The 23,704-nt window shown below is 64.0% G+C and carries 21 protein-coding genes; 10 read left to right on the forward strand and 11 right to left on the reverse strand.

The window, feature by feature from the left end; genetic code table 11:
- Positions 1-37 precede the first annotated feature (37 nt).
- Positions 38-1,330: a serine hydroxymethyltransferase gene (glyA, locus tag Q5H92_RS16245; RefSeq protein WP_305012598.1), complete on the reverse strand. Its 1,293-nt coding sequence runs from the start codon at positions 1,328-1,330 to the stop codon at positions 38-40.
- 271 nt (positions 1,331-1,601) lie between these two features.
- Between glyA and Q5H92_RS16250 the strand changes: the two genes are divergently transcribed.
- Together Q5H92_RS16250 and Q5H92_RS16255 are read left to right on the forward strand one after the other, a co-directional pair.
- The gene (locus Q5H92_RS16250; protein WP_305012599.1) at positions 1,602-2,090 is read left to right on the forward strand and encodes an RNA polymerase sigma factor; all 489 of its coding nucleotides are present in this window, start codon (positions 1,602-1,604) and stop codon (positions 2,088-2,090) included.
- A 189-nt stretch (positions 2,091-2,279) separates the two neighbouring features.
- Positions 2,280-3,074 (forward strand): anti-sigma factor, encoded by a 795-nt coding sequence (locus Q5H92_RS16255; RefSeq protein ID WP_305012600.1) that lies wholly within the window; start codon positions 2,280-2,282, stop codon positions 3,072-3,074.
- 4 nt (positions 3,075-3,078) lie between these two features.
- Here Q5H92_RS16255 and Q5H92_RS16260 read toward each other — a convergent pair whose 3' ends face one another.
- The 5 genes from Q5H92_RS16260 to Q5H92_RS16280 form a co-directional block, all read right to left on the reverse strand.
- The gene (locus Q5H92_RS16260) at positions 3,079-3,618 is read right to left on the reverse strand and encodes a Riean_0653 family protein (RefSeq protein WP_305012601.1); all 540 of its coding nucleotides are present in this window, start codon (positions 3,616-3,618) and stop codon (positions 3,079-3,081) included.
- Between the two features lie 525 nt (positions 3,619-4,143).
- Positions 4,144-6,693 (reverse strand): autotransporter outer membrane beta-barrel domain-containing protein, encoded by a 2,550-nt coding sequence (locus Q5H92_RS16265; RefSeq protein WP_305012602.1) that lies wholly within the window; start codon positions 6,691-6,693, stop codon positions 4,144-4,146.
- Positions 6,694-7,229: 536 nt separating this feature from the next.
- On the reverse strand, positions 7,230-7,928 hold the full coding sequence (locus Q5H92_RS16270) for a metallophosphoesterase family protein (RefSeq protein WP_305012603.1): 699 nt from the start codon (positions 7,926-7,928) through the stop codon (positions 7,230-7,232).
- Positions 7,929-8,088: 160 nt separating this feature from the next.
- Entirely contained in the window at positions 8,089-8,304 is a 216-nt protein-coding gene (locus Q5H92_RS16275; RefSeq protein ID WP_305012604.1) for a hypothetical protein, read from the reverse strand.
- 49 nt (positions 8,305-8,353) lie between these two features.
- Positions 8,354-8,857, reverse strand: coding sequence for a hypothetical protein (locus Q5H92_RS16280; RefSeq protein ID WP_305012605.1), 504 nt, complete (start codon positions 8,855-8,857; stop codon positions 8,354-8,356).
- Positions 8,858-8,999: 142 nt separating this feature from the next.
- On the opposite strand from Q5H92_RS16280, the gene Q5H92_RS16285 reads away from it, so the two are divergent.
- From Q5H92_RS16285 to Q5H92_RS16315, 7 genes are all read left to right on the forward strand, one after another.
- Positions 9,000-9,251 carry a 4a-hydroxytetrahydrobiopterin dehydratase gene (locus tag Q5H92_RS16285; protein ID WP_305012606.1) on the forward strand — a complete coding sequence of 84 codons (252 nt, stop codon included), beginning with the start codon at positions 9,000-9,002 and terminating at the stop codon, positions 9,249-9,251.
- A 144-nt stretch (positions 9,252-9,395) separates the two neighbouring features.
- Entirely contained in the window at positions 9,396-9,887 is a 492-nt protein-coding gene (locus Q5H92_RS16290) for a TlpA family protein disulfide reductase (protein WP_305012607.1), read from the forward strand.
- A 21-nt stretch (positions 9,888-9,908) separates the two neighbouring features.
- Positions 9,909-10,688: a 16S rRNA (cytidine(1402)-2'-O)-methyltransferase gene (gene rsmI / locus Q5H92_RS16295; RefSeq protein ID WP_305012608.1), complete on the forward strand. Its 780-nt coding sequence runs from the start codon at positions 9,909-9,911 to the stop codon at positions 10,686-10,688.
- Positions 10,585-12,354, forward strand: coding sequence for an apolipoprotein N-acyltransferase (lnt, locus tag Q5H92_RS16300; RefSeq protein WP_305012609.1), 1,770 nt, complete (start codon positions 10,585-10,587; stop codon positions 12,352-12,354). Before rsmI ends, lnt begins: the two co-directional genes overlap by 104 nt.
- A 117-nt stretch (positions 12,355-12,471) precedes the next feature.
- Entirely contained in the window at positions 12,472-13,290 is an 819-nt protein-coding gene (locus Q5H92_RS16305) for an inositol monophosphatase family protein (RefSeq protein ID WP_305012610.1), read from the forward strand.
- A 307-nt stretch (positions 13,291-13,597) separates the two neighbouring features.
- Entirely contained in the window at positions 13,598-13,819 is a 222-nt protein-coding gene (locus Q5H92_RS16310; protein ID WP_305012611.1) for a hypothetical protein, read from the forward strand.
- Between the two features lie 123 nt (positions 13,820-13,942).
- Entirely contained in the window at positions 13,943-14,284 is a 342-nt protein-coding gene (locus Q5H92_RS16315; protein ID WP_305012612.1) for a hypothetical protein, read from the forward strand.
- A gap of 105 nt (positions 14,285-14,389) precedes the next feature.
- Here the strand turns inward: Q5H92_RS16315 and Q5H92_RS16320 are convergent, their stop codons facing one another.
- The 5 genes from Q5H92_RS16320 to Q5H92_RS16340 all read right to left on the reverse strand — a co-directional run bounded on the left by Q5H92_RS16320 (position 14,390) and on the right by Q5H92_RS16340 (position 22,108).
- Positions 14,390-15,409: an SPASM domain-containing protein gene (locus Q5H92_RS16320; protein WP_305012613.1), complete on the reverse strand. Its 1,020-nt coding sequence runs from the start codon at positions 15,407-15,409 to the stop codon at positions 14,390-14,392.
- Positions 15,410-15,561: 152 nt separating this feature from the next.
- On the reverse strand, positions 15,562-17,184 hold the full coding sequence (locus tag Q5H92_RS16325; protein ID WP_305012614.1) for a TlpA family protein disulfide reductase: 1,623 nt from the start codon (positions 17,182-17,184) through the stop codon (positions 15,562-15,564).
- Between the two features lie 412 nt (positions 17,185-17,596).
- Entirely contained in the window at positions 17,597-18,994 is a 1,398-nt protein-coding gene (radA, locus tag Q5H92_RS16330; RefSeq protein ID WP_305012615.1) for a DNA repair protein RadA, read from the reverse strand.
- A 490-nt stretch (positions 18,995-19,484) separates the two neighbouring features.
- Positions 19,485-20,216: a hypothetical protein gene (locus tag Q5H92_RS16335; protein WP_305012616.1), complete on the reverse strand. Its 732-nt coding sequence runs from the start codon at positions 20,214-20,216 to the stop codon at positions 19,485-19,487.
- Positions 20,217-20,347: 131 nt separating this feature from the next.
- Positions 20,348-22,108 carry a T9SS type A sorting domain-containing protein gene (locus tag Q5H92_RS16340; RefSeq protein ID WP_305012617.1) on the reverse strand — a complete coding sequence of 587 codons (1,761 nt, stop codon included), beginning with the start codon at positions 22,106-22,108 and terminating at the stop codon, positions 20,348-20,350.
- Between the two features lie 150 nt (positions 22,109-22,258).
- Between Q5H92_RS16340 and Q5H92_RS16345 the strand changes: the two genes are divergently transcribed.
- Positions 22,259-23,665 carry a sensor histidine kinase gene (locus tag Q5H92_RS16345; RefSeq protein ID WP_305012618.1) on the forward strand — a complete coding sequence of 469 codons (1,407 nt, stop codon included), beginning with the start codon at positions 22,259-22,261 and terminating at the stop codon, positions 23,663-23,665.
- Positions 23,666-23,704: the final 39 nt, after the last annotated feature.

The following is a 23,704-nucleotide window of genomic DNA, read 5'->3' on the forward strand; positions in this document are numbered from 1 at the left end:
TGACGTTCTGCCTATTCAGCCCTACCTACGTAAAAACTTACGCAAACAGCGGGTAGTCCTGCAGCCAGGCATTCACGCGCTGGCGCACCTGCCCGATGCGGGTGTCGTTGTCGTGGTTGGTCAGGGTTTCGTCAATCAGCTCCACGATGCGGTGCATGTCCGACTCGCCCAGACCGCGGGTAGTTACGGCGGCCGAGCCAATGCGGATGCCGCTGGTCACGAACGGCGACTTGTCGTCGAAGGGCACCATGTTTTTGTTGATGGTGATGTCGGCGCGCACCAGCGTGTTTTCGGCCAGCTTGCCGCTGATGCCTTTCGAGCGCAGGTCAATCAGCATGAGGTGGTTGTCGGTGCCGCCCGAGATGATGTCGTAGCCCAGGCCCACGAAGGCTTTGGCCAGCGCCTGCGCGTTGCGCGCCACCTGCTGGGTGTAGGTTTTGAAATCATCGGTCAGCGCCTCGCCGAAGGCCACGGCCTTGGCCGCAATGACGTGCTCCAGGGGTCCGCCCTGGGTGCCGGGGAATACGGCGCCATCAAGCACGGCCGACATCGGGCGGATTTCGCCTTTCGGGGTTTTCAGGCCGAAGGGGTTTTCGAAGTCTTTGCCCAGCATGATGAGGCCGCCGCGCGGGCCGCGCAGGGTTTTGTGCGTCGTCGTCGTCACGATGTGGCAGTGGTCGAAGGGCGAGTTCAGCAGGCCTTTGGCGATGAGTGCCGAGGGGTGCGAAATGTCGGCCAGCAGTAGGGCGCCCACTTCGTCGGCGGCTTCGCGCAGGGCTTTGTAGTCCCAATCGCGCGAATAGGCCGAGGCGCCGCAGATGATGAGCTTGGGCTGCTCGCGGCGAGCTATTTCTTTGATTTTGCTCCAGTCGATGAGGCCGGTTTCGCGCTCCACGCCGTAGAAGCTGGGCTGGTAGAGCTTGCCCGAGAAGTTGACGGCCGAGCCGTGGGTGAGGTGGCCGCCGTGGCTCAGGTCGAAGCCGAGGATTTTGTCGCCGGGGCTCAGGCAGGCCAGCATCACGGCGGCGTTGGCCTGGGCGCCGGAGTGGGGCTGCACGTTGGCCCACTGTACGCCAAAGAGCTCCTTCACACGGTCGATGGCCAGCTGCTCCACTTGGTCCACGATTTCGCAGCCGCCGTAGTAGCGCTTGCCGGGCAGGCCCTCGGCGTACTTGTTGGTGAGCACGGAGCCCTGGGCGGCCATCACCTGTTCCGAAACGTAGTTTTCGGAGGCAATGAGCTCCAGGCCGTGGGTTTGGCGGGTTTTCTCCTGGGCAATGAGGTCGAAAACGGCGGTGTCGAGAAGGCGAGCGGGGGCGGCTGTTTGCATGGGCGTAAAGGTAAGGGGGGAGGGGGGAAGATGGGAAATGGGGGAGAGAGAGAGATGGGGAGGCGGGAAGGAAGAACGTCATGTCGAGCGCAGCCGAGACATCTCGCGTGTGGTAGTAATTCAATCGTTGAATCGGTTTTGATTACTTCGGCACGCGAGATGTCTCGGCTGCGCTCGACATGACGTTCCCATTCTCTCTCCCATTTCCCACCTTCCCCCTCCCCCAATTCCCCGTTTCCGTCGTTACTTGCTACTGCCTTTGCTCCCTGCCATGTCTGCGCCTCTTGCCGAAACCCTTACCCAGCTGCGCGTCGGCAACCAGAAGTTCCTGGTTGACTTTTACCAGCGCAGCCGGCACCTGTTTGCCCGCTGGGCCCAGCGCCAGTACCAACTTGATGCGCCCCAGGCCCACGGCCTGCTTCAGGATACGCTGCTCGATTTCTACGACCAGGTGGCCGACGGCCGCATCACCAAAATGCCCGACGACCTGCGCGCCTTCCTCTACGGCATGGCCCAGCAGCGCCTCGAAGCCAACGTGCCCGCCCACGTGCCCCTGCCCGCCGCCGAAGCCGGCCGCCGCCAGCGCCTGCTGGCCCAGTTCAACCAGCTCGGGGCCGATTGCCAGCGAGTGCTCACCTTCTTTTATTTCCGCGGCTACCACTTCGAGAAGATGGGCGGCAAAATGGGCTTTCCCAACGCCACTGTGGCCCGCCTCCAGAAAAGCGCCTGCCTGCGGAAGCTGTATGATTTGCTGCGGTAGGCTAGCGAATATGAAAGAGGAAAAAGGCCGTCATGCTGAGCGCAGTCGAAGCATCTATACCGCAAGAGTAAATCCAATGGTTGGGATTAGTTGCGCGGTAGAGATGCTTCGACTGCGCTCAGCATGACGTTCCTCTATCTTCCTGCCCGCCTCCCCTCCTACCCCACTTCCCTCCTCCCCTAAAACCCCATGGACCTCCGCCCTTACTTCGACGAGCTGGAACGCTTTGCCGACGGCCAGATGGCCCCGGCCGAGCAGGAGGCCTTCGAGCTGCGCCTGGAAGAAGACGAGGCCCTGGCCGAAGCCCACGCCGCCTACGAGCAGCTCACCGCCGACCTGCGCTGGGCCGCCGGGCACGACACCCTGCGCCTGCGCCTGCAAGCCCTCGATGAACGCATGAACGAGCGCGGCACCGCCCTGGCCCGCACCGAGCGCCTCACCAAGCTGCGCCAGCGCCGCTGGACCATTCTGGGCACGCTGGGCGCGTTTGTGCTGCTGGCCGCCGGGGTGGCGGCCTGGTACTTCAGCCGCCCCAGCCCCGCCCGGCCCGCCCGCAGCTGGGAAGCCTACTACCAGCCCGACCCGGGCCCCGTCGTCACGCCGGCGCTGCTGCACAGCCGCCCGCTGCTCTCCGAAGCGCTCGACCAGTACCAGTCGGGCCACTACCCGGCGGCGCTGCACTCGCTGGGCCGCATCTCGCCCGCCAGCGTGGGCGCCGATACCCTGCAGTACCTGCGCGGCCTCATTTTGCTGCGCCAGGGGCAGGGCAGTGCCGCCCAGCTCTACCTGCGCCGCGTGAGCGAGGAAGACGGCGCCTCCGCGCTGGCCCGCCGCGCCCGCTACCACCTGGGCATGGCCTATTGGCAGGCCAAGGAGCTGGCCCCGGCCCTCACCGAGTTGCGCGCCGTGGCCGCCGACTCGCTCAACCCCTTCCGCGCCCCGGCCCGGCGGGCCGTGGCGGCGGGGGTACTGGAGGGGCAGTAGCGGCTTAAAACCGGCAGTCAAAGCGGCCATTGGTGGCCGTTATTTTGCCGCAATTCGGCGTTTCAAGCGTGAAGGCAAAGCGCCCCGATACGATGCGCGCAACCGGGTCCAGACGTGTGATTTCCACTGTAGCCGGATGCGTTTTATCAGTGTAGTATGTACATGCAGTCACTAAATCAACAATATTTACAAATCTCTTTGTTGAATCAGTAAGTGTATAGGTTCCTATTGAATTTATTTTGTCGATGTTTATTTGAATACCTTGTACTGTTCTTACTCCGTCCACCGTGGTGCTTCTGTTTGCCGACACGGTCAATTGTTGGCTGAAGTATTGAGCAGATAGCAGCGGCCCGCCGAGCGGGCTACCGGCCTGAGTCCACGCCTGGCCGTTGACCAAACAGCCGAAGGTGCGCTGGCCGGTCTGGGTTTCGGCCGGCAGCTGGCTCAGCGGGTCTTTCGGCGGGTCGGGCGTGGGGTCTTTGGTTTTGCATTGGCTCAGGCCTAGCAGAGCCGCCAGCATTAAGGCAGGGAGTTGTGTTTTCATGACGAGAAACGGTTTACAAGCTTAAAAACGAAAAGCTGCTGGAACTGCCGGGCAACAGGTGCCGGCCATGAATAGCCAACGCCTCATGGCGGCTGCACGCAAACGGCAACGAGTTTCAGGGCGCGGCAAGCGCCCCGCATAGGGGCACGGCCGGCGGGACAAGGCCCCGGTATCGGGGCGCTGGTGCTGCGCAAAGCAGGCGATTGGTTCATGGCGAAAGGATGGGTAGAATCCGGAGTGCCGCAGGTGCCGGGCAGTGGAGGCCGGGCACTTCTCAAACGTAGGAGACTCCAGCGCCAAACGCAAATAAATAATTATGACAATCAGAGATTTACGAGTGTCACAGCAGCACCTTTTCGGCTATGGATTCGTCCATGCGACGGGCGTGGCGGGGTTTTACCAGCGCGAAAAAAGGACTTTAGAGCAGCCGTGCGCAAATGATTTAATAACGCAAAAAGCCCCGGCCGCTCATGCAGCCGGGGCTTCTCAACAAGGCGGGACGGCGCAGGCGCGCGGCCCTCGGCCTCAGTCTTTCACCACGCGCTGGCGCAGCACCTGGCCGGCCACCGTGGCGGTGAGGGTGTAGGCGCCGGCGGGCGCCGCGGGCTGCACGTGCAGCGGGGTGGCGCCGGGCACCACCTCCTGGCGCCACACCTCGCGGCCCAGGCCGTCGAGCAGGCGCAGGGTGGCGGTGGTGGCGCTGGGGTGCGTGAGGGCCACGGTCAGGTCCGGCCCGAACTGCGTGGGGTAGGCGGCGAAGGACGCAGTGGGCGCCTCAAAGACCAGCTGGCGGGGGCCGAAGTAGCGGGGCTCGCCGGGGGTGCGGTCGTCCTGGCGCAGGCGGTAGTAGCGCACGCCGGCCTTGCCCGCGCTGGCATCCACGAAGCGGTAGTGGCGGGCGGTGCTGCTGTTGGCCGCCTCGGCCGCCACGAAGCCGATTTCCTTGAACGTCTTCCCATCCGTGGAGACTTCGATGCCGAAACCGCGGTTGTCCTGCTCGGTGGCCGTGGCCCAGGTCAGCACGGCGTTGTGACCCTCGCGCGCGGCCTCGAAGGCGGTGAGGCTCACCGGCAGCGGGGCGTTGAGGTCGCCCAGCGTCCAGCGCGAAAAGCCGTCCACGGCGTTCAGCACGGCGTAGCCGGTGCCGGCGGGGCTACCCGCGCCGGCGCTGCTCACGCCCTTGTTCACCCAGGTAGCGCCCAGGTTCGAGGACTTGAAGAAGCGCAGGTTGCCGCGCGTGATGCCGTTGAGCTCGTGGTCGAGGTAGCGCAGCGTCATCGTCAGGTCGAGGCCGGTGAGCACGTCGGCGTCGATGTCGAAGTAGCGCAGAATGCCCTGGCGGCCGGCGGCGCCCACCGGGGCCGTGCCCGTGATGCGCGTCACGAAGGTGCTGCCGGGCAGCGTTGAGTTGCTGGCGGACAGCATTTCCAGGCCCACGCCGCCGAAGTCTTCGAGCGCGCCGGCCGTGGGCGTGCGGTTCACTTCCACGCGGCCCAGCACGTAGCTGGCGTCGGTTTCGCTCAGGTTGGCCAGGCGGTCGAGGGTGAGGCCGTAGCGGCCGGTGGCCAGCACGCCGGCCAGCATTTGCACGCCGTTGTAGATGGTGGCGTTGCCGGTGAGGGTTTTGGTGCCCGCGCCGTTCACTTCCAGGTTGAAGTAGAGGCCGCCGCTCACGGTCTGGGGGCCGGTGCCGGTGAGCTTCACCTTGCCCGTGGAGCAGGTGAACTGGCCCGTGTTGGTCATGTTGCCCTTTATTTCGAGGTCGCCCAGCGTTTGGGCAAAGGTGCCCGAGTTGATGAAGTTGCCGGTCACGAGCATGTCGCCGCCGGTGTGATTGAGGATGCCCGCGTTGGTGAGGTTGCCCAGCACCACGGTCAGGCCGTTTTCCACCACCATCAGCTGGCCGCTGCTCACCGCGAAGTTGCCCAGCACGGTGGTGGCGCGGCTCACCAGGCTGTTCACGCCGCTGGTGCCGGTGTTGCTCACGCCCGACACAGCATTGCCCGACAGCTCGTTGCGGCCAGCATCGACGCCGAAGGCCGTGAGGGCCGCCGAGCTCGTGCCCGTCAGACTCACGTTGCTCACCGTGTTGCCCATCACCTCGTTGGTGAGGCTGGTGCTGCTGCCGCAGCTCATCACAATGCCGCGGAAGCTCTGCGTGCCGGCGTTCACCCAGGTGCCGCCCGTGGCGCCGGCCGCCTGCCCGCCGATGACGTTGTTGGCCACCAGCACATCGTTGGCGGCACTGCCCGGGGCGAAATCGATGCCCGACTGGGCCGACGTCGGCACCGCCGCGGCGTTGTAGTAGATGCTGTTGTGGCTGATGGTCCACTCGTCGCCGTTGCCGGTGGTCACCAGCACGCCGGTGCGGGTGAAGTTCGACAGCTCGTTGCGCGTGAGGGTGAAGCCGTCGTTGGTGCCGCCGCCGGCGTTGGCCGCATACACCAGGTTGGCGGGCAGCTGCGCGGGGTTGGCGTTGCTCACCAGGCTTTGGGTCAGCGTATTGTAGTCGTTGCCCGTCGCGTCGCCGTCGCCGATGACCACCACGCCGCTGGTCCAGGACGACGCGGCGCCGCGCACCAGGGTTTCGCTCACGGTGTTGTGCGAGGCGTCGGCGCTGAACACCAGCGTGGGGGCCAGCTGGCTGGTTTGGCGCAGGGTGAGGGCGCGCGGGCCGCCGTTGTTGCCGCTGAGCGTGACGTAGGCACTGCCCGCCCCAAACGTGAACGTGCCGTTGATAACCGGCGCCACGCCCTGCCCGGGCCTGATGGTGAGCGTGTTGGTGGCCGTGCCGGTTTGGGTCACCAGCACGTTCTCGCTGTACGAGCCGCTGAGCAGCTCCAGCTCGTAGGGCTGCGTGAGCGGCGAGGGTACCGCCGCCAGCGCCTGCGCAATGGTGGCGAAATCGGCCGGGGCGGGGCCCACGGTGATGACGACCGTGGCCTGCGCGCGGCTGCCCAGCAGCAGGAGTCCGGTCAGGAGCAGGGCCACCAGCTGCCAGCGGCGGCGCTCCCACCAGGGCTGGGCCGGCAGCGGCCCAAATGAATGAATGGCGGAGGGTAAGGAGTGTTTCATGACAGTTGTTGAAAAGAAGGATGATGGTGGCAACCGGCCAGTCCGGTGAGGACGGGCATTGCTATCAGCCATCAGGCACTCACACAACCAGCCATAGTTCAATCAAGGCGTTGGGCCAGCTACAGGACTGGCGTTGGTGGTGCAAGTGGTCAGACAGTGCTAAATAGCATTTATCAAACCTATTCTCCTCTCCATCAAAACGCAATAGCCACGTCAACGTCAAAAAGGCATAATCCTATTTATCGGCAATATTGTTTCCAGCATTCTATTGATTTCCAATTATTTTCCAATTATATTTTTTATTACCAAACAAAATAACCCATTTCATTAAAAATATTTCAATTCATCATCTTCCCATCCAAAAGCCTTCACAATGATTCCGAAAAATATAATTTTTCTGTCCGGCCGTTTATTATAAATATAAACCTTGCTTAAACAAATCTATAATAGCCAAGAACACCTATTCATATAATGCAAAAATCTGCTTCAGCCCTTGCGCGACCGAAGCGGACTCTGAGGAAAGCAAACCGGATGGCCTACCGCTTGCCGATGGCGTAGGCGGGCTCGCAGTTGGGCACCAGCGTCAGCTCCCAGCTATCCAGGTTCAGGGCAGCGAGGTGGGCCAGGTCGGCGTTGTGCCGGTACACGCAGCCGGTGTCCAGGCCCAGGGCGCCGGGGCGGGTGGCGGCCTTGCCGCGCACCTGGGCCGTGGGGGTGGGCACGTGGCCGTGCAGCAGGCGCCGCCCGCCCAGCCGCGAAGCGTCGTACACGAACTTCTTGACGTTCATCATCGTGGCGTGGTCCTGGCGCATCTCGGCCGGGGGCAGGGCGAAGTTGTAGCCGGCGTGGACGAGCAGAAAATCGGGCAGCTCAATCTCAAAGGGCAGCGCGGCCAGCCAATTGAGGTAGGGCGCCGGAATGTCGGCCATGCGCCGCACGCCGAAGCTGCGCAGGGTGGGCTGCCGGCCGCGCGGCCCCAGCCAGTCCCAGCGCCAGCGGTGGCGCGCGGCGTCGAGCAGGGCCTGGTCGTGGTTGCCGCGCAGGCAGTGTACCTGGTAGCCGCCGGCCTGCAGCTGCATGAGGTAGTCGAGCACGCCGCGGCTGTCGGGGCCTTTGTTCACGTAGTCGCCCAGCAGGTAAAGCTCGTCCGAATGGGTGAGCTGCAACTCTTCTTCTACCAGCTTGCGAAAGGTGTGCAGGCAGCCGTGCAGGTCGGTGGTGGCAAAACGGCGCATTGAGTAGGAAGAATTGAACCAAGAAGCTTAAAACGGAACGTCATGCTGAGCGCAGCCGAAGCATCTCAACCGCAATAGTAAATGAATTACTACCACACGCGAGATGCTTCGGCTGCGCTCAGCATGACGTTCTAAGGCTGCGTTTTGCTACAACACTGGCCTAATGCCCGCCGCCGTAAGCCGGCTTGTCGAGGTCGGCCTTGTCGTAGCTGCGGTTGGGGTGGCGCAGGCCGGCGTCGAGGGCATCCTGTTCGAGCTGGTCTTCGGTTTGCTCGGTGGCGTCACCGGCGGGCAGGGCGTCGGCTTTGGGCGTGCCCTCGGCTTTGCGCTCGTTGGGGTGCTCGCCGGTTTTCTGGTCGTTGTGGTGCGTGGACATGGCGGAAAGGAATTGAAATGTGGAAAGGAAGGAATGAAGAAGCCGGGGGCTATTGGTCGATGGCCGTGTCGGTGGCGTTCGGGTCGTTCAGCTCGGCGTTGGTGTCGGTGCCGGTGATGGGCTGGATGGGGCGGGGCTCCATCTGGCCCATGCCCACGCGGGAGTTGGGGTTCTGCATCTCGTCGAGGCCGGGGCGGCGGTCGTGCGCGTCGAGCTCATCGACGGCGCGGCCGCTGGGCTCGATGGTTTGGGTGAGTTCGTCGTCGGCGGGCATGTCCTGGTTGGGGCGGTCGGGGCGGCCCTCGTCGGTCGAGCGCATGTTGTCGCGGGGCGGGGCCATGTCGTCGGCGGTTTCGTTCACGCCCACGGCCGTTTCGCCGCCCGAGGTATCGGAGCCGAAGCCTTCCTTGCCGTCGCGGTTGCCGAAACCGCCGCGTGCGGCGTCGTTCTTGGGCGGGTCGGCGTTGGGGATGTGGTGGCCGGCCTCCATTTCTTCGTTGGTGGTGTCGTCGTTGATGACGCGAATGGGGCGGTTGTTGGGGTCGATGGCCATTGAATTAGGAAATGAGGTTTAGAAGGGATGGGGCAGGAAGTGTGGATGAAAGGTGTACTTTGGTTTGGCCGTTTGGGTTTACGCGCCCAGCCGTAGCGGCGGCAAAAGCCACAATGTTTCCCCCTTTTTCCGCATCCAACCTATGTGGACCGAAACCGATAACAGCCTGCGCCGCAGCTTCCGCTTCGCCGATTTCAAAACCGCCTTCGCCTTCCTCACCGAAGTAGCGGTCGAAGCCGAGCGGCTCGACCATCATCCCTGGCTCAGCAACGAGTACAACGTGGTGGAATTCCGCCTGCGCACCCACGACGCCGGCAATACCGTGACCCGGCGCGACCACCGGCTGGCCGAAGCCATTGATGCGGTAGCGGCACGGTTTCAACCCCAGAAATAGCCCCATCCCATGAGCAAAATCAAAAGCTTTACCCTTGGCTTCGGCGCCGGCTTCCTCACCTTGCTGGTGCTGGGGGCTCTTGTCTTCGCGTTCGCATTCGAGCGGCACTAGCCCGCCCCGTTTCCACTCCTGCCATCTGGCTCCATGATGCACAAACCTTCTTTTTGGCGCGGCTACCTGCTGGGCCTAATGCTGCCGCTGGCCCTGGGCCTGGGCGCCATTTACTACCTGTTTCTGCGGCAGCCCGACATTGCTCTGGCCGACATGGGCTTGCTGGATTTGAACGGGCAACCCGTGTCCGTGCGGGAGTTTGCAGGCCAGCGCGTGGTGGTCGACTACTGGGCCACCTGGTGCGGCCCGTGCATTGAGGAGTTTGCCGTGTTTGAAAAAATAAAAAAAGACCTGCCGCCGGGCGTGGTTTTGCTGATGGTGTCGGACGAGCCGGCCCCAAAAATTCAGGCTTTTTTGCGCAAGCGCCCGTTCAGCTTCCGGTTCTTGCGGGTGCGCCGGCCGCTGCCGGGCGTCAATTCCCGGCCCGTTACCTACGTCTACGACGCTAGCGGTGCCCTCGTGGCCAAAGATGCGGGGGCCATTGAGGCGCCAGCCCGGTTGCGGGCGCTGGTGCTGGCGCAATAACCCACCTGCTACCTTTGCCCCATGCCCAACACGGTTCTGTACCTCGTGCCCACGCCCATCGGCAATCTGGAAGATATTACCCTGCGGGCCATCCGCGTGCTGGGCGAAGTGGGCACCGTGCTCTGCGAAGACACCCGCACCAGCGGCCGCCTGATGCAGCACCTGGGCCTGAAAAAGCCGCTCCTCTCCTACCACCTGCACAACGAGCACCAGCAAGTGCCCCGCCTGCTGGAACGACTCGAAAAGGGCGAAACCATGGCCCTGATTTCCGACGCCGGCACGCCCGGAATTTCCGACCCCGGGTTTCTGTTGGTGCGCGAGTGCCTGGCCCGGGGCCTGGGCGTGGAGTGCCTGCCCGGCGCCACGGCCTTCGTGCCGGCCTTGCTGAAATCGGGCTTCGGGGCCGAGCGGTTCACCTTCGAAGGCTTTTTGCCGGTGAAGAAGGGTCGGCAGACGCGCCTGGCGCAATTAGCTTCCGAAACGCGGACCATGATTTTCTACGAGTCGCCGCACCGCATCGTGAAAACCCTGGGCCAGCTGGCCGAAGTGCTGGGCCCGACGCGCCCGGCTTCGGTGAGCCGGGAGTTGACTAAATTATTTGAAGAAACCGTGACCGGCACGCTGGCCAGCCTGGAGGCTGACTTCGCGGCCCGGCCCGCTATTAAAGGAGAAATTGTCGTTGTCGTCGAAGGAAACCTTGCCCCGCCCGCCCGCGAGCCCCGCCCCGGCCGCGAAGACCGAAACCGCCGCCCCGCCGATGACACCGACGACGCCGATGACGACTTCGACGGCCAGGACTAGCCTGCTGCGCCTGCGCACGCCCGTGCTGGCCGGGCTGGGTGCCCTGCTGCTGAGCGGCGGCTGGGCGCCGTGGCCCACGGCCTGGCTGGTGCCGCTGCTGTTCATCGGCTGGCTGCCCTACCTCGCCATGGAGCGCAAGCTCACGCTGGAAGGCGCGCGCAAAGGCCGCGTCTTTGCCGGCACCTACCTGATGCTGGTGCTCTGGAACGCCCTCACCACCTGGTGGGTGAGCTACGCCGAGCTGGCCGCCGGCATCGCCGCCGTGGTGCTGAACGCGCTGCTGATGTGCCTGCCGCTCATGGCCTTCCGCCAGACTAAAAAGCGCCTGGGCAGCCGCTGGGGCTACCTCTCGCTGCCCATCTACTGGATTGCCTTCGAGCAGCTGCACCTGCACTGGGACATCACCTGGCCCTGGCTCACGCTGGGCAACGGCTTCGCGGCCGCGCCCGGCTGGGTGCAGTGGTACGAGTACACGGGCTTCCTAGGCGGGAGCGTGTGGGTGTGGGTGGTGAATTTGATGCTGTTCCAGTTCCTGTTGCATTGGCAGGATATAAAGCCCAACAATTCCGATAAGTCATTCGCAGCCAGCCCTTTTCACCTTGGCCAACGCCTTCGCCCGCTTTACCGCGCCTTATTCGCGCTGTTTCTGCCGCTTGCCATATCCTTTTCCATCGGAAAGCATTATGAGGAAAAAGGCCCGACGGCCGAAGTCATCGTGGTGCAACCCAACCTCGACCCCTACGTGGAGAAGTTCGAGGGCGGCGCGCAGTTCGTGCCCTACGAAGAGCAGCTGACGCGCCTGCTGAACCTTTCGGAGCAGAAGCTCACGCCCGAAACCCGCCTCATCATTTGGCCCGAAACAGCCTTGGAAGAGCCGTACTGGGAAAATACGATTGAAAGCCACCCCAAAATCCGCCGGGTGCGGGCGTGGCTGGCGCGCCACCCCGGCGTGGCCCTGCTCACAGGCATCACCACGCTGGGCTCCTACCCCAACAAGGAGGCGGCCAGCGAATCGGCCCGCTACCGCGACGACCTCGGCTACTACGATTTCTTCAACACGGCCGCTTACTTCGCCGATGCCACCACGCCCGTGGCCTTCTACCACAAATCGCGCCTCGTGCCCGGCGTGGAAAAGGTGCCGCCGGTGCTGGTTTCCATCGTCTCGCACATCGACTTGGGCGGCACGGTAGGCAGCGTAGGCACCCAGGCCGAGCGCACGGTATTTGCCGCGCCGGCCAACGCGCCCGCCATGCGCGTGGCCCCCATCATCTGCTACGAGTCCATTTACGGCGATTTTGTGGCCGAATACGCCCGCAACGGCGCCACGCTGCTGGGCCTGCCCACCAACGATGCTTGGTGGCACGACTCGCCTGGCTACCGCCAGCTGCTGAGCTACGGCCAGCTGCGCTGCATCGAAACGCGCCGCGACCTGGCCCGCTCGGCCAACACCGGCTTCACCGGCTTCATCAATCAGAAAGGCGAAATCACCCAGCGCGAAACGGCTTGGATTCCGACAAGCAGCCGCGCCACCGTGCACCTCAATTCCGAGACGACGTTCTACGTCCGCTTCGGCGAGTTGATTGGGCGCGGGGCGCAGATTCTCGCGGTGCTGTTGCTGCTGGTGGCTATTGTGGTGGGCTGGCAGCGGAAGCGGCTGGCGGTGTAGAGACGCATATTTGCGTCTCGTCATTGAACGACCGAGACTGCACCAAACCGCCATGATAAGCAATATCAGCAACGATTGAGACGCGAATACGCGTCTCTACGCCGTTCAACAACCCTTATGATTCCTGACTTCACCCAACTCTCCCTCGACCTGGCCGCCCTGTGCCGTAACACAGCCGGGTTCATCCACCAGGAAGCCGCCACATTCGACCGCGCCAGGGTTGAGCACAAAGGCCTGCACGACCTAGTGAGCTACGTGGACCAGGAAACCGAGCGCCGCCTCGTGGCCGGGCTGCGCGAGCTGCTGCCTCAGGCCGGCTTCATCACCGAGGAAGGCACCGCCGGACCGGATTCCCAGACTGAGGAATTCACCTGGATAATCGACCCGCTCGATGGCACCACCAACTTCGTGCACGGCTTGCCGGTGTATTCCATCAGCGTGGGGCTGATGCACGGGCAGGAGTTGGTGGTGGGCGTAGTGCACGAGGTGAGCCGCGACGAGAGCTTCCGTGCCGTGCGCGGTGGCGGTGCGTTCTGCAACGACCAGCCCATCCGCGTCACCGATACCGACGACCTGCACGGCTCACTCATTGCCACTGGCTTCCCTTACAAGGACTTTGGTAAGCTCGATGCCTTCCTGCAAATTCTCGGCGCCTTCATGACGCGCACCCACGGCGTGCGCCGCCTCGGCTCCGCCGCCGTCGATTTGGCCTACGTGGCGGCCGGGCGCTACGAGGCATATTTCGAGTTCAACCTGAACTCCTATGATGTGGCGGCCGGCATCCTGCTGGTGCGCGAGGCCGGCGGCCACGTCACCCAGTTTCTGACGGATGGCGACCCGCTGTTTGGGCGCGAGGTGGTGGCCAGCAACGGCGCGCTGCACACGCAGGTGCAGGGTGTCATCGGCGAGTTCTGGCGGCAGCATGATGTTAGTTGAACGTCATGTCGAGCGCAGCCGGGACATCTCGCGTGCGCAATGCAATTCTGTCGATGGGTTTACTTCGAAGTTGTTTAGAAAGCCCATTGAACGTCATGCTGAGCGCAGTCGAAGCATCTCTACTGCGCAACTAACTCAATCAAATGGATTACTTCTGCGGTAGAGATGCTTCGACTGCGCTCAGCATGACGTTCTCGTAAATTCCGACGACTTTCTAAACAACTTCTTCAGTACGCGAGATGTCTCGGCAAGCTCGACATGACGTTCTAACCGCAAACTTTTCCGCCCGCCACACAGTTTTCCCGCCATGCTCCTGGCCATTACCTCCGTCGAAATCCAGTATTTCCTGATTGCCGCCGCCTTTGTAGCGGCGGCGTTCTACGTGGGCCGCATCCTCTGGCGGGCTTTTTTCAGCAAGACGGCGGCGGGCTGCGCCAAGGGCTGCGGCGGCGCCTGCGGGCAGCTCGATGTGGAGCGCCTGCAGGCCACTATTGAGGCGCGGGCGGCCCGCGAAAAGGCCACTGCCTGAGCCGCCGCACTTTCTTCTGAGCGCAGAATAACCCGCCCCCGCCCCGGCTCCGTATAGCCGGGGCGGGGGCGCCTGTTTTGGCCCCTTTCGCACTTCCTTTCTATTACCCAAACACCCCACGCCATGCAGGACAAAGAAGAAGAACGGTCGCTTGTAAACGTTGAGAACCGGCTGACCAAGGACGGCTTCACCCAGGATTTTAAAGTGACCGATGGCCGCCTCCATACCCTAGACCCCGCCTCGCCGAAAAGCTACGCGCCCGATGAAGTCACCATCGTGGACTTCTACCGCTTCGAGGGCGAAAGCAACCCCGACGACACGTCCATCCTCTATGCCATCGAAGCCACCGACGGCGTGAAAGGCACCATCGCCTCGGCCTACGGCGTGTACGCCGACTCCGATACCGACGACTTCCTCAAGCAGGTGGAAGACCTCGGCAAGAACCTGGATAAGAAGGACAAGTAGGGTCATTTAACAGTTATCAATTAACATTTAACAGCCGTTCTGCCGAACCAATTAGAGTCCGGCAGAACGGCTGTTAAATGTTAATTGATAACTGTTAAATGAAAATCACCCCCACACTTTCGTGCCCTCGGAGCAGTTGCGGCACATCTCAATCTGGTCGCGGCCTTTGAGGAGGCTGCTGCGGAAGCGCTGGTACTTGGGGCCGCGCCAGAGTTGGCGGAAGGTTTCGGTTTTGAGGTCGCCCTGACGGTATTCGGCGTCTTTGTCGAAGCAGCAGGGCACCACTAAGCCGTCCCAAGTGATGACGCAGGAGTGCCACATCTTCCAGCAGTGGTCCACCAGCTTGTTTTTCAGGCTCCAGGTGCCGTTGGCGTTGTTCTGGTAGCGCGAGTAGTAGTCGATGGTGGGGATGAGGGGCGAGCCGTGCTGGTGGTCGTAAATCTGGGCAGTTTTGAACCACACGTCGTCCACGCCCAGGGCTTCGGCCAGCTGCTTGGCGTCGTCAATCTGGTGCTCATTGGGCCGCACCACCAGAAACTGGAAGATGATGCGCGGCGTGGCCGACTTCAGTTCCTGGCGCCATTTCACCACGTTGCGGGTGCCCTCCAATACCTTTTCCAGCTTGCCGCCCACGCGGTACTGCTGGTACACGTCCTGGGTGGTGCCGTCGAGGGAGATGATGAGGCGGTCAAGGCCGCTTTCCACGGTTTTGCGGGCGTTCTGGTCGTTGAGGTAGTGGGCGTTGGTGCTGGTGGCGGTGTAGATGCCCTTGTCGGCCGCGTACTTCACCAGTTCCAGAAACTGCGGGTGCAGGTAGGGCTCGCCCTGAAAGTAAAAAATCAAATACCACAGCCGGCTGGCCACCTCGTCGATGGTGCGCTTGAACAAATCGCCCTGCAGCATGCCGGTGGGCCGCGTGAAGGAGCGCAGGCCGCTGGGACACTCGGGGCAGCGCAGGTTGCAGCTCGTGGTCGGCTCAAAGCTCAGGGCCATGGGCAGGCCGCGCATCCGGGCCTTACCGGTGAACTTGCTCAGGATATAGGAGCCCACCACCTGCACAGTATTCCACACGCGCAGGGGCGTGGCCTTGGAGAGGAGGTTGAGGGTATCGGTGAGCGTGGACATGAGCGAGTGCGGAAGCCCCAAAAATACGTCATCCTGAACGCAGTGAAGGACCTTGTCACGGGAGAACAGCTAGCGCCAAGATTGTTCTAGCGGTTGTTCTCCCGTGATAAGGTCCTTCACTGCGTTCAGGATGACAAACGGTTGGTTTACCGTTACTTCTTCGTGGCCGGGAAATCGATGGCACTGGTGTAGGTGCTGGCCTTGCCAAACGACTGGTTGATTTCGTCGATGGCGGCGCGGCTGCTCAGGCGCTTGGGCTTGGTGTTGAGGAAGGTACCGTCTTCGCCCACCAGCATGTATGTGGGCACTTCCTGCAGGGCATATTCTTTGGCCAACGTGGAGCGGAGGCCGCCGCCGGGCACGCGGGCCTGTACGCCGGGCAGCTTTTTCACCGTCACGAGCGACTTCCAGGCCTGCTCGTTTTCATCGAGGGCGATGTTGATGAAGGCGATGTTTTTGCCCTCAAACTTGCGCATCATCTCCTGGGCGTAGGCCAGGTCGCGCAGGCAGAGGCCGTTGGTGGTTTTCCAGAAGTTAAGGTACACCAGCTTGCCGGCGAAGTCGTGCAGGTGCACCGTGTCGCCGGTGGCGGTGGGCAGCTTGAAGTCGGGTGCGGGCGCGCCAATGGCGAAGTCCTTGTGCTGGTCGAAATCGTTCTGCAGAATGGGATAGTACTGATTTTTGGGGTCGTAGTTCCGGAAATCAGCCAGCATGGCGGCCGACTGCTTCACGTGGCCGAAGCGGAATGACTCCTGCAGGATGCGGCCCAGGATAATGGCGCGCGTGGGGCCGGTCAGTTTTTTGCTCGCCAGGGCGTAGGAGGCCGGATAGAAGTCTGGGTCGGTGCGCTGGTGGTGGTCCTGGGCCACGGCGAAGTGCACGTAGTTGAGCAGAAACTCATGGTACAGCTCGCTCTGGGCGGCGTTGGGGTCGTTCAGCAGGCCGGGCTCGCGCAGGAAATTGTAGTAGTCGGGGGCCATTTTCAGGCGGCCTTCAGTGTTTACTACTTGCTCGCGCAGGTCCTGGAAGGTCAGCTTATCGTTGGCGTAGGCGTACACCACTTCGGCGTGGGCGTAGTTGTAGAAGTCCTGCGTGAATGACTGCTTGGCGGCGTGGTCTTCCAGAAATTCGTACTCGTGCTTGCGGCGGTACTCCAGGAACGACAGAAACGGCGCCTCGTAGAGCTGAATGTTGTCGGGCAGTACCTGGAAGCCGTCGTTTTCCACAAACTGGGCGTCGGCTTCCACCAAGTAGTTGTTGGCGTTGGCGCCTTGCTGGCGGTGGCGCTGCTCGTCGGTCAGGTTGTTACCGTTGCGGAGCTTGGTGGCCAGGCCGGTGGGCACGTCGTTGGCCTTGAAGCGCAGCGTGCCCGACATGTCGTTGCCCTTGAAGCGCACGTCGATGTCGGTGCCGGGGTCGAGGTAGAGCGGGGCCACGTCGTCGCCGTACACGAAATCGGCCTTGGTGGGGCCGCTCACGGGCACGCTCAGCCGGAACTCGCCTTTGTCGCCGATTTTGGCACGGAACAGCTTCTCCTTAGGCTCCAGCGGGTTTTCGCGTAGCGAGATGGCCACCGAGTCGGTGGTGGGGCCGCTGATGCGGCCGGTGAGCGTGGCCGTGCCGCCGGTGGTCGCCGCGTCGGCGGCCGGGGCTTTGCGGGCAGCAGCGCCCACTACAGTGGTAGTCATGCGCCCTTGCCCATGGCCCAGCAGCGGCCCCAGCAACAGGGCCGCGCCCAGCAAGCGGCGCGCATACATAGTGAGAATGGACGTCATATTACGTAATAACCTACCGCCGACGACCGCCGGCAATTGCTAAAATCGACTAAACCAGCAGGAGCTTTCGGGCTGCCTTACCCGGTAATTCGCGGTAAAAGCCTATCAGCACTCCGAAGATACGGCTTTTTGATTTATAAAATCCAAATCTTAACGCAGATTTATTACGCCCCCAGGCGGGACGGTATTCGACGGAGCGGGTTGGGAACTCGGTGGGCGGGTTGATTATCAGGTTGGTTTTTGGGCGGGAGTGTTGACGGAGCCGCAAAGAACCGTTCTACCGTGGCGCCTCACCCCCAGCCCCTCTCCCAAAGGAGAGGGGAGCCGGACGATTCCTATCAGGAGCATTTCCGGTGCCCCCTCTCCTTTGGGAAAGGGGGTAAGGGGGTGAGGCGCCACGGCAGAATAACGCCTACCCAAACAGCCCGTTCAGCACCTCATCGAGCCGGCTCACGGCTTGCACCTTGAGGCCGAAGCGGGCCAGGTCGAGGCCCTTGCCGTTGAACTGCGACACGTACATCTCGCGGAAGCCCAGCTTCTCGGCTTCTGCCAGGCGCTGGTCGAGGCGCGAGACGGCGCGGATTTCGCCGCTCAGGCCCACCTCGGCGGCCAGGCACACGTGGCCGGGAATGGGCACGTCATTCAGGGAGGACACCACGGCGGCGCACACGGCCATGTCGAGGGCGGGGTCGTCGAGGCGCAGGCCGCCGGCGATGTTCAGGAACACGTCGTGCTGGCCCAGGCGCAGGCCGGCGCGCTTTTCGAGCACGGCCAGCAGCATTTGCAGGCGCTTGGCGTCGAAGCCGGTGCTGCTGCGCTGCGGCGTGCCGTAGGACGTAGGCGAGACGAGGGCCTGCACTTCGACCAGCAGGGGGCGGTTGCCTTCGAGGGTGGCGCCGATGGCCATGCCGCTCAGGCTTTCGCCGCGTTGCGAGAGCAGAATTTCGCTCGGGTTGCTCACCTGGCGCAGGCCGTCGCCCTGCATCTCGTAGATGCCCAGCTCGGAGGTGCTGCCGAAACGGTTTTTGGTGGTGCGCAGGATGCGGTAGCTCAGGTGTCGGTCGCCCTCAAACTGCAGCACCGTGTCGACCATGTGCTCGAGGATTTTGGGGCCGGCAATGCTGCCGTCCTTCGTGATGTGGCCGATGAGCAGGACGGGCGTACTGGTTTCCTTGGCAAATTTCAGGAACTCGGCGGTGCACTCGCGCACCTGGCTCACGCTGCCGGCGCCGCTTTCCACCAGCGTGGAGTGCATGGTCTGGATGGAGTCGATGACGAGGATGTTGGGCTGCACCTGGTCAATCTGGCGGAAGATGTTCTGGGTGTTCGTTTCGGTGAGGATGTAGCAGCCTGACTGCTGGCCCTCGGCCATGCGCTCGGCGCGCATCTTGATTTGGGCTTCGCTTTCCTCGCCGCTCACATACAGCACCTTCATGTTGCGCAGGCTGAGGGCGATTTGCAGCATGAGCGTGCTCTTGCCGATGCCCGGCTCGCCGCCGATGAGCACCATGGAGCCCGGCACCAACCCGCCGCCGAGCACGCGGTTGAGCTCGCCGTCGGGGGTGACGATGCGGGGCTCGTCTTCCACTAGAATGTTGTTGAGCTGGACCGGCTTGGCGGCTTTGGCCAGGTTGCCGCCGGGCACGGTGCTGGCGGGCTTCCACTGGCCGGTGGTGGTGGCCACGGTTTCTTTCTGGACGACTTCTTCGACGTAGGTGTTCCACTCGCCGCACACGGGGCAGCGGCCTATCCACTTCGCGGATTGGGCGCCGCAGGACTGGCAGAAAAAGACGGTTCTGGCTTTGGCCATGCTGGTTGTTTAGGAAGGATTGGGGGAGGGTTTTATAAGGCGTGCAGGAGCAAAAAAGTTGCCTCGGAAACGGGGGCGGCAAGGTACGGCAGCGCTAGCGGCGCGGGCGGACGCCTCACCCCCCGGCCCCCTCTCCGAAAAGGAGAGGGGGTGCGTTCAACGACTTCAAACCGCGCAACCGTGCATAGCTGTGCAGAACCGGTGCCCCCTCTCCTCTTCGGAGAGGGGGCCGGGGGGTGAGGCGCCCGCCTCGCGCCGCCCGAACGCCCCCAAAGACCAAAACCCGCCCCCGCCGAGGCGGGAACGGGTTTCGGAGGTGCCGCAACCGCATCCCGCCAAGACGGGATGCCCTTCCCCATGTACCAAAAGCCCATCCCGCCGAGGCGGGATGCCCTTCCTTATATACCGGAAGCCTGCCCCGCCAAGGCGGGACGCGGTTCCCAATCTACCGGAAGCCTACCCCGCCGAGGCGGAGGGCACTTCCGGTAGTTTAGGCAGCGGGGCCCGCCTCGGCGGGGGCGGCAGTGACTTTGGCAGCGGCCTTGGCGGCTTTCTTAGCGCTCTTGCGGGCGCTTTCGGCCGCCGAGAAATCGAAGAAGCTGTACACTTTCTCGGGTTCCTCGAAGGTGAGCTCCAGCTGGGCCTTGAGGCGGCGCTGGGCGCGGGCAATGGCCTGGCGGTCGGCGGTAAGGTCGAGGCGGGCGTCGGTGATGGTGGCGTCCTGGGTGTCGCGGGTTTCGTCGGCGGCGGCCAGGGTTTGGTAGAGGGCGTCGGCCTCGGCGCCGAGGGTGGGGTACTTGAGGGCGGCCTGCTGGGCGTGGTAGAGCTGGAGCAGGGTTTTGGACTGGGTGAGCAGGGCGGGCTGGTCGAGGGCTTTGAGCTTGCTCTTGCCAAACTTCTTGAAGTCGGCAAACACAGGCAGCTTGCGCAGCTTGGGCGTCACGTAGTCGAGCATGGTGTCGCCCACGAATTCCAGCCACTTGGTGCGGGCTTCGTGGTAGGCGCCGGTGCCGCCGGCCGTGGACTGGCCACCGTCGGTCAGGTTCTCATCGAAGCCCTCGATGGCCGTTTCCAGCGCGGCCAGCAGCGGCGTGAAGGCGGCACCGAGCTTGGCCTCGCGGCCGGCCCGCAAGCTGTATTCGGCCTGGGCCTTGTAGGCGGGCCGCGCCATGCGCAGCGTCAGGAACAGGTTTTCGAAGTAGGTAGAATTGGGGCCTTGCATAAATGGGAAGAAGGGAGTGAAAAGGCACCGCCGAAACTTCGGCGGCTAGCTGACCATCAGCCGATAAGTAAGAGTACCACTTATTGGGGAGATTGCCAATTTCTAATTTCTCGAACCCGGTTGTGAATGGCTCATTCCACCACCAGCCGCTGGGCCAGGGTACCGGCTCGCACGAGGTAGAGGCCCGGGGGCAATGCAGCCGGCAGGGCCAGTTGCAGAGCACCCTGCGCAGATAAGGCGCCTTTCAACACTATCCGGCCCAGCGCGTCCAGCACCTGCACGGCCTGCCCAGGTGGCAGACCTTCCACCGTGACGACCGAGCGGGCCGGGTTGGGGTACAGGGCAAAGGGCGCCTGACCCGCCGAGGGCCGGGCCGCCAGCGGACCGCCGGACAGCCGGGCCAGATAACCACCGCTCGTTACTGTGAATGTGCCAAATTGCGCGCTACCACCATAAGAACTTGTTCCGGCAAAGTGTAAGCGGTTGCCTGCGTCCAAGGCCAAAGTCGTTACGTCGTCTTGGTCCGGCCCACCAGCACGCAAGGCCCATTGCCATCCACCAACAGTATCAAGCGCCGCAACCACAATATCATATTTGCCGGCACTGACCAAGGCTGTGGTGCCAAAACGACTGCCACCGGCACTGGGCGTGCCGGGGTCTAGCTGCGAACCCCGGCCGAAGATGCCGGCTGCGTATACCCGGCTACCACGCACAGCAATGCGATTTAATTCTTCGCCATCCACGCTACCGCCGCGCACAGCCCATTGCCAAGCACCGGTGGCCGCGTTAAGCCGGGCCACGAAGGCGTCATCGTTTTGAATGGAGCCCAACGCGGGACCTTGGTAGGTGCCGCTGGTGTTGGTGAGGGTGGTGGCGCCAAATCTGGCCGTGGCCCCGCTGAAGTTGCCGCACGCATACAAGTGCCCGCGGTCGTCGGTCGCCAAGCCCCTGCAGACGGTGCCACCAAAGCCGCCTGGAAATGTACCGGTACCAGAGGTGCCGGGCAGGGCCTGCGCCCACTGCCAGACGCCGAGGCGGTTGATTTTGGCGATGTAGCTGCCGCGCTGCTGGGTGAGGGGAAACAAGGAAGAGAAGGCGATGCCCGAGCCAAAATCGCCGGTGAGGTAAGCGTTGCCTTGCGCGTCGGCGGCCAGGTCGGCCACGGTGCCGTGGCCGGTGCTCACGGCCCAGCCCCAGGCGCCGGTGGCCGCGTCGAGGCGGGCGACGAAGAGGTCGGTGCCGCGGCCCACGTTTTGCAGCACGGTGGCGCCCACGGGCAGAGAGGGCCCGTCGAAGGTGCCGGCCACGAGCACGCCGCCGGCCCCGTCGGGGGCCACGGCCCGGCCAGAATCCCGGCCGGTGTTGGCGTTGCCAAAGCCGGCCTGCTGCACCCACAGCCAGGCCCCGGTGGTGCCGTCGAGCTTGGCCATAAGCACGTCGGAGTAGCCGGCCGAGGTGAGGGTGGTATTCCCGAAGGTGGCCGGCACACTGCCCGAACTCTGCGCGAACGAGCCCACGGCGTACACCTGCCCCTGCGCGTCGAGGGCCACGTCGGCGAATTGGTCGCCCTCGGCACTGCCGCCGCCGCTGGCCCAGAGCCAGGCCCCGGCGGCGTCGCGCTTGGCAACGAAGGCGTCGTAGGAACCCGTTCCCGTCAGGGTGGTGCCGCCGAATCGCACCGAGCCGCTGAATAGGCCCACCACGTAAGTGTTACCCAGCGCGTCGGCCCGCACCCGGTTGACACTGGCGTAGCTGCCGGGCGCCAGGCCCACGCCGCACTCGCCCGCTTGGTCGAACGTGGGCGCTTGGCCGCGGGCCGAGTTAATCAGGCCGAGCAGCAGGCCCATGCCCAGCATGAGCACCGACGGAGAGAACCGGAAGCATCTTTCCATAGCAAAGGGGGCAACCAGCGGTTTAAGCAGAAGTTCCTTGATGGCCAACTTGCTAAATGTAGCAGGAATGCATCTATTTGCAAGCGCCCCTTCTCTGGATGCCCCATTGTGCTACCCTCAACATTTCGCCCCGCGCGGGGTTGCTACGCCATGCCCGAAACCGCTCCCCTCACCCCCGCCGACCTCGCCCCCGTCACCGCCTTCGCCGGCCTGCCCGCCGAAACGCTGGCCTGGCTGCTCGCCCACGGCGAGGGCCGGGCCTATGCCCCCGGCGAAGTCCTGTTCGAGCCCGGCGCCCCGGCCGAGCTGATGACGGCCATCATCCGGGGCGGCATCCAGTTCTACGCTGTGAAGGGCGCCCAGCGCGACCCCATTTTCCGGGCCGAGGCCGGGCAGGTGACGGGCGTGCTGCCCTACTCGCGGCTGCGCGTCATTGCGGGCCAGGGCGTGGCCGTGGGCGACACCCTGCTCTACACCCTGCACCGCGACCAGTTCCCCGCCCTGGAGCAGGCCAGCCCCGAGCTCACCCAGCGCCTGGTGGCCGTGATGAACGACCGCAGCCGCGACCAGGTGCGCGCCCAGGAGCGCGACGACAAGCTGCGCGCCCTGGGCAAGCTCTCGGCCGGCCTGGCCCACGAGCTCAACAACCCCGCCGCCGCCATCGCGCGCGCCGCCCAGGCCCTGGCCCAGCGCGCCGCGGCCAAACCGGCGTTGTTTGTGGAGCTGGTGGGCCACTGCCCCACGCCCGAGGCCATGCGCGCCCTCACGGCGCTGGCCGTGCCCGGCGCGGCCCCCGCGCCCACCTCGGCCCTGGAGCGGGCCAACCGCGAAGACGAGTTGGCCGACTGGCTCACCGAGCAGGGGGCGCCCGACGGCTACCACCTGGCCCCCGCCCTGCTCGAAGCCGGCGTGACCGTAGAAACCCTGGCGCCCGTGGCGGCGCTGCTGCCGCCCGCCGCCCGCCCGGCCGCCTTCGCCTGGCTCGAAGGCCAGCTCACCACCATGCAGCTGGTGCGCGACGTGCAGGAGGCCGGCGGGCGCATCAGCAAGCTGGTGGCCGACGTGAAAACCTACTCGCACATGGACCGCGCCGGCGGCGTCGAGCGGCTCGACGTCACGGCCGGCCTCGAAAGCACCCTCAACATGCTGGGCTTCCAACTGCGCCAGAAAAACGTGCGCCTCACCCGCGACTACGCGGCGGAGCTGCCCCCGATTCGCGGCCAGGTCAGCAGCCTCAACCAGGTGTGGACCAACCTGCTCGACAACGCCATTGACGCCCTGCCCGCGCAGGGCGGCGAAATCACGCTCCGCACCCGGCGCGAGGGTGATTTCGTGCGCGTGTTTCTGATTGACAACGGCAGCGGCATCCCGGCCGAGGTTTTGCCGCACATCTTTGAGCCCTTCTACACCACCAAGCAAGCCGGCGACGGCTCCGGCCTGGGGCTCGATATTGCGCAGCGCATCATTCATCAGCACGATGGCCGGCTAGAGGTTGATTCCCGGCCGGGCCATACCGAGTTTTGCGCCTGGCTGCCGGTAGCGGGGGCGCAGGCGTAGGCGGCGCAGGCCGGGGCGCCTCACCCCCGGCCCCTCTCC

Source organism: Hymenobacter mellowenesis (assembly GCF_030581005.1).
Classification (GTDB): domain Bacteria; phylum Bacteroidota; class Bacteroidia; order Cytophagales; family Hymenobacteraceae; genus Hymenobacter; species Hymenobacter mellowenesis.

What these genes read in the sequence shown, in the direction of transcription:
- Q5H92_RS16270 (WP_305012603.1), bottom strand. Translation starts at nt 7,928, where the DNA reads ATGCGCCGTTTTGCCACCACCGACCTGCACGGCTGCCTGCACACCTTT.
- Q5H92_RS16285 (WP_305012606.1), top strand. Translation starts at nt 9,000, where the DNA reads ATGTGGACCGAAACCGATAACAGCCTGCGCCGCAGCTTCCGCTTCGCC.
- Q5H92_RS16280 (WP_305012605.1), bottom strand. Translation starts at nt 8,857, where the DNA reads ATGGCCATCGACCCCAACAACCGCCCCATTCGCGTCATCAACGACGAC.
- Q5H92_RS16325 (WP_305012614.1), bottom strand. Translation starts at nt 17,184, where the DNA reads ATGACGTCCATTCTCACTATGTATGCGCGCCGCTTGCTGGGCGCGGCC.
- Q5H92_RS16290 (WP_305012607.1), top strand. Translation starts at nt 9,396, where the DNA reads ATGATGCACAAACCTTCTTTTTGGCGCGGCTACCTGCTGGGCCTAATG.
- Q5H92_RS16320 (WP_305012613.1), bottom strand. Translation starts at nt 15,409, where the DNA reads ATGTCCACGCTCACCGATACCCTCAACCTCCTCTCCAAGGCCACGCCC.
- radA (WP_305012615.1), bottom strand. Translation starts at nt 18,994, where the DNA reads ATGGCCAAAGCCAGAACCGTCTTTTTCTGCCAGTCCTGCGGCGCCCAA.
- Q5H92_RS16255 (WP_305012600.1), top strand. Translation starts at nt 2,280, where the DNA reads ATGGACCTCCGCCCTTACTTCGACGAGCTGGAACGCTTTGCCGACGGC.
- Q5H92_RS16340 (WP_305012617.1), bottom strand. Translation starts at nt 22,108, where the DNA reads ATGGAAAGATGCTTCCGGTTCTCTCCGTCGGTGCTCATGCTGGGCATG.
- glyA (WP_305012598.1), bottom strand. Translation starts at nt 1,330, where the DNA reads ATGCAAACAGCCGCCCCCGCTCGCCTTCTCGACACCGCCGTTTTCGAC.
- Q5H92_RS16305 (WP_305012610.1), top strand. Translation starts at nt 12,472, where the DNA reads ATGATTCCTGACTTCACCCAACTCTCCCTCGACCTGGCCGCCCTGTGC.
- Q5H92_RS16315 (WP_305012612.1), top strand. Translation starts at nt 13,943, where the DNA reads ATGCAGGACAAAGAAGAAGAACGGTCGCTTGTAAACGTTGAGAACCGG.
- Q5H92_RS16335 (WP_305012616.1), bottom strand. Translation starts at nt 20,216, where the DNA reads ATGCAAGGCCCCAATTCTACCTACTTCGAAAACCTGTTCCTGACGCTG.
- Q5H92_RS16275 (WP_305012604.1), bottom strand. Translation starts at nt 8,304, where the DNA reads ATGTCCACGCACCACAACGACCAGAAAACCGGCGAGCACCCCAACGAG.
- Q5H92_RS16310 (WP_305012611.1), top strand. Translation starts at nt 13,598, where the DNA reads ATGCTCCTGGCCATTACCTCCGTCGAAATCCAGTATTTCCTGATTGCC.
- Q5H92_RS16265 (WP_305012602.1), bottom strand. Translation starts at nt 6,693, where the DNA reads ATGAAACACTCCTTACCCTCCGCCATTCATTCATTTGGGCCGCTGCCG.
- Q5H92_RS16250 (WP_305012599.1), top strand. Translation starts at nt 1,602, where the DNA reads ATGTCTGCGCCTCTTGCCGAAACCCTTACCCAGCTGCGCGTCGGCAAC.
- rsmI (WP_305012608.1), top strand. Translation starts at nt 9,909, where the DNA reads ATGCCCAACACGGTTCTGTACCTCGTGCCCACGCCCATCGGCAATCTG.
- Q5H92_RS16345 (WP_305012618.1), top strand. Translation starts at nt 22,259, where the DNA reads ATGCCCGAAACCGCTCCCCTCACCCCCGCCGACCTCGCCCCCGTCACC.
- Q5H92_RS16260 (WP_305012601.1), bottom strand. Translation starts at nt 3,618, where the DNA reads ATGAAAACACAACTCCCTGCCTTAATGCTGGCGGCTCTGCTAGGCCTG.